Below are 3,877 nucleotides of genomic sequence, written 5' to 3'. Positions count from 1 at the left end.
GCCTGGGGCGCTTCGGGCTCAGCCTCGGCCTGGGGCGCTTCGGGCTCAGCCTCGGCCTGGGGCGCTTCGGGCTCAGCCTCGGCCTGGGGCGCTTCGGGCGTTGCATCGGGTGCGGGTTGCGGCGCGCCCTCGGCAAGCTTGTCGCGCAACTGGACGAGCACCGCACCCAGCTGGTTGAACCCAGCCGCAAACAGATTCGCCAGCTGCTGGATCGGCGACTGCATCATGCCCGCCATCTTCGCCAGCATGACCTCGCGCGACTCGAGACTCCCCAACTTCGCGACGTCGCTCGCGCTCAGGACCTTACGATCGAGAATCCCACCCTTGAGCACCAGGGCTGGGACCTTCTTGGCGAACTCCGTCAACTTCTTGGCGAGCACGACGGGGTCGTCGCTCGTGAAAGCGAACGCCGACGGACCCTGGAATACCGACGACAGGTCGTCGAGATCAAGTTCCTTGGCCGCAATGTTCGCGAGCGTGTTCTTGTAGACCTTGTACTCCCCGCCGGCCTGCCGAAGATCCGTGCGCAGGTCGGCCAATTCATGCACCGTCATGCCGCGGTAGTCGGTAATCAACACCGCGCTGGACTCCGACACCCGCTGCCGGAAGTCGGCAACCGCGTTCGCCTTGTCTGTGCGAGGACCGCCTTCCCCGATTCGGGGACCGCCGAGCTTCTTCTTGGTCTGCGGTGGTCTCTTGGTCTTGGCCACGACTACTTCTCCCGGAAAAAAGACAACGGCCGCCGATGACAGGCGGCCGCAATTGCGTCCACACCTCGGGAGGCCACTGAGCTTTAGGCCGCCGGAGCGGCACCTCCTGTCTTCGGCTGTCGAAAGACTACGGGGCCTTCGACGGTCCCGTCAATCTGGCTACTCCGATACGACCCGGACGCCCGGACCCATCGTCGAAGAGATGGTGACCCCCTTGACGTACCGACCCTTGGACGAAGACGGCTTGGCGCGACGAACCTCGTCCAACACCGCGTGGAGGTTCTCAACCAAGGCCTCCTCAGCGAAAGAGACCTTGCCAATCGGCACGTGAACGTTGGCGCCCTTGTCCACCCGGTACTCGACCTTACCGGCCTTGATCTCAGAAACGGCCCTTCCAACCTCGACGGTCACGGTTCCGGTCTTTGGGTTCGGCATTAGCCCCCGGGGACCAAGGATCTTGCCCAACTTGCCGACAAGCGGCATGAGGTCGGGCGTCGCGACCGCAGCGTCGAAATCGAGGAAGCCCTCCTTCTCGATCCGCTGCGCCAGGTCTTGGGCTCCGACAACCTCGGCCCCTGCGGCGCGCGCTTCTTCCGCGGCCTGGCCGGCAGCGAAAACGGCGACGCGGACGCTCTTGCCGGTGCCGTGAGGAAGGGAGACCGTGCCGCGGACCATCTGATCGGCCTTGCGGGGATCGACCCCCAAGCGGATCGCCACGTCGACGGATTCGTCGAACTTGCGGGAAGAAAGTTGTTTCACGAGAGCGACCGCTTCGCTCAGCGGATAGTCCTTGGCCCGGTCGACCTGAGTGCGCGCCTCGCCGATCTTCTTGCCTGATTTCATCTCTGCCTCCTGTGGTCTACGGCGAGAAACCTCGCCTCCCACGAACGTGGATGGTGTCAGTCGCCGACGGTAACGCCCATCGACCGCGCAGTGCCTGCGATGATCTTCATCGCGGCTTCGACGTCGTTGGCGTTTAGATCCGGCATCTTCAGCTCCGCGATCTCGCGGAGCTTGTCCTGAGACAGAGTTCCGACCTTGTTCCGGTTCGGCTCCCCGGACCCCTTCTCAAGTCCTGCCTTCTGCTTGATGAGGACGCTCGCCGGCGGGGTCTTAGTCACGAACGAGAACGAACGGTCCTCGTAGATCGTGATCTCGGCGGGAATCACAGTTCCGCGCTGCGACTCGGTCGCGGCGTTGTACTGCTTGCAGAACTCCATGATGTTGATGCCGTGTGGCCCAAGCGCAGTTCCCACCGGCGGCGCGGGCGTGGCCGCGCCGGCCTGAATCTGCAGCTTCACGACGGTAGTTATCTTCTTCTTCTTCGGAGGCATTGGACTCCCTACACCTTTGCGATCTGGTCGAACCCGAGTTCTACCGGAGTTTCCCGGCCGAAGATGTTGACCAGGACCTTGATCTTCTGACGCTCGAGATCGACCTCGCCGATCACGCCCTGGAAGTTGGCGAACGGTCCCATCGTTACCCGGACCGGGTCGTTGATCTGCCACTCCGCCTTGGGTTTCGGCCGCTCGACCTCTCCCTTGCGAACGAGAATGCGATCTACTTCCCGCTCCGACAGAGGGATCGGCTTGGATCCGGAGCCAACGAACCCGGTGACGCCCGGCGTGTTCCGGACCACATACCAAGAATCGTCGTTTAGCTCCATCCGGACGAGCAGATAGCCCGGGAATACCTTCCGCTGGACTGTCTGCTTCTTTCCGTTCTTGACCTCCACGACATCTTCCATGGGGATGACGACCTCGTAGATCGAGTCCTCCATGTTCATCGATGCAACGCGGGTCTCCAGGTCGGCCTTCACCTTGTTCTCGTACCCCGCGTAGGTGTGGACAACGAACCAGTCGCCGGGAACCGGCTCGGGGACCGCCTCCTGGTCCTCGGCGTCTCCTGTTTCCGCAAACGCCTCGTCCACGGCTGCCGCGAGTTCGGATTCGACGTCGGTCTGGTCCTCGGACACGGGGGCCTCGGGTTCAGTCTCAGGGGCTTCCACTTCGTTGGTCTCGCTCTCCGGCGTGGGGACAGGCTGGTCGCGTGGGTCTTGGAATTCGTCCGTCACGGCAGGCTAACCTTTGAACACCTGAAGAACGGCCTTGCCGAAAGCAAGGTCCAGGACGAACACGAAGGACGTAATCGCGATCACCGAAACCAGCACAACGACCGTGTAGGTGATCACTTCACCCCTCGACGGCCACGCAACTTTCTTCAGCTCGCTCCAGACCTCGCGCAGGAATCGACGCCAGCGCTTGATCCGTCCTTGCTTCTCGCCGCCTGCAGAGCTCTGCTTGCGACGCCCGCGCCCGTTCTTGGCTCCACGGGCAAGCGGAGCGGACCGGGCGCGCTGGCGCTCGGCCTGGGCCTCCTGCTTGGCCATCAGCCTCTTGGTTTCTCGGTTCATGAAGCCTTTCCGGTTCAGGGTGTGGCGGGAATCCGCTCACACAATAGCCGCGGAACGAAGCCGCGGCACATTTGCAGGGCCGGAGGGACTTGAACCCCCAACCCCCGGTTTTGGAGACCGGTGCTCTGCCAGTTGAGCTACGGCCCTCCGCGAAATGGAGGTAACCCCCCGCCGCTGAACCCGGCCAGTATACGGGCGGCCTTCAAGGAGTGTAAAGCGAGCGAGCCGGTCGCCGATGCGGTTGGCGCACAGCCCCGACGTGGATGAATCCCCGGCCCCTACCCCTGAAGCTCGAATGCCGCGCGGACGACCGGTCGTCCGTCCCACCCCCCCGTCTCGGCGAAGTACGACCCGGGCGGGACAGGTTCCCCGGTGCAGTCCTGGGTCTTGGGGCAGTAGTTCTGCGCCCATCGTCTGGTTCCCGACCACTTTTCCCCGGGCTCGAACGCTGTATCCCAGTCCGGCGCTAGAGGGCATCCGTAAGACGAATTGCAGGTTGACGTGCTCCAAACAATGGCTCCCGTTTCATCCAATACTGAGAACTGGAGCCAGTTAGTACCTTTGAGGCACGGCGTGTCCGAAACGTTAGTTATCGTCATCGTGACGTCGACCGCGCGATCGCGTGGGTAACTCGGTGCGTCCGTGGAGATCTCGGTCTTCACTTGTCCGGCCGCGCACCGCTTGAGAGTCGGAGTCGGAGTCGGCGAGGGCAGCTCGGAGAAGTTGAAGGTGCGCACGCGCGGAGAGACGCCCG

The 3,877-nt window shown here is 63.2% G+C and carries 6 protein-coding genes and 1 tRNA gene; all 7 read right to left on the bottom strand.

Annotated features, from left to right (window positions below; genetic code table 11):
* A partial coding sequence (gene rplJ / locus WDA27_14855; protein ID MFA5892202.1) for a 50S ribosomal protein L10 occupies window positions 1-710 on the bottom strand: 710 nt, incomplete at its 3' end.
* A gap of 159 nt (window positions 711-869) precedes the next feature.
* Window positions 870-1,553, bottom strand: a complete 684-nt coding sequence (gene rplA / locus WDA27_14850) for a 50S ribosomal protein L1 (protein ID MFA5892201.1) — start codon at window positions 1,551-1,553, stop codon at window positions 870-872.
* Window positions 1,554-1,609: 56 nt separating this feature from the next.
* Entirely contained in the window at window positions 1,610-2,044 is a 435-nt protein-coding gene (gene rplK, locus WDA27_14845; protein MFA5892200.1) for a 50S ribosomal protein L11, read from the bottom strand.
* Between the two features lie 8 nt (window positions 2,045-2,052).
* Window positions 2,053-2,784, bottom strand: coding sequence for a transcription termination/antitermination protein NusG (nusG, locus tag WDA27_14840; GenBank protein MFA5892199.1), 732 nt, complete (start codon window positions 2,782-2,784; stop codon window positions 2,053-2,055).
* Window positions 2,785-2,790: 6 nt separating this feature from the next.
* Window positions 2,791-3,123 (bottom strand): preprotein translocase subunit SecE, encoded by a 333-nt coding sequence (secE, locus tag WDA27_14835; protein MFA5892198.1) that lies wholly within the window; start codon window positions 3,121-3,123, stop codon window positions 2,791-2,793.
* A gap of 74 nt (window positions 3,124-3,197) precedes the next feature.
* Window positions 3,198-3,270, bottom strand: a tRNA-Trp gene (locus tag WDA27_14830).
* A gap of 131 nt (window positions 3,271-3,401) precedes the next feature.
* Window positions 3,402-3,877 (bottom strand): hypothetical protein (locus WDA27_14825; protein ID MFA5892197.1); only part of this gene is annotated, 476 nt, incomplete at its 5' end.

This window comes from Actinomycetota bacterium (genome assembly GCA_041658565.1).
Lineage (GTDB): Bacteria > Actinomycetota > AC-67 > AC-67 > AC-67 > JBAZZY01.
Note: the sequence above shows the minus strand (reverse complement) of the source record. Positions and strands in the feature narration are given on the sequence as shown.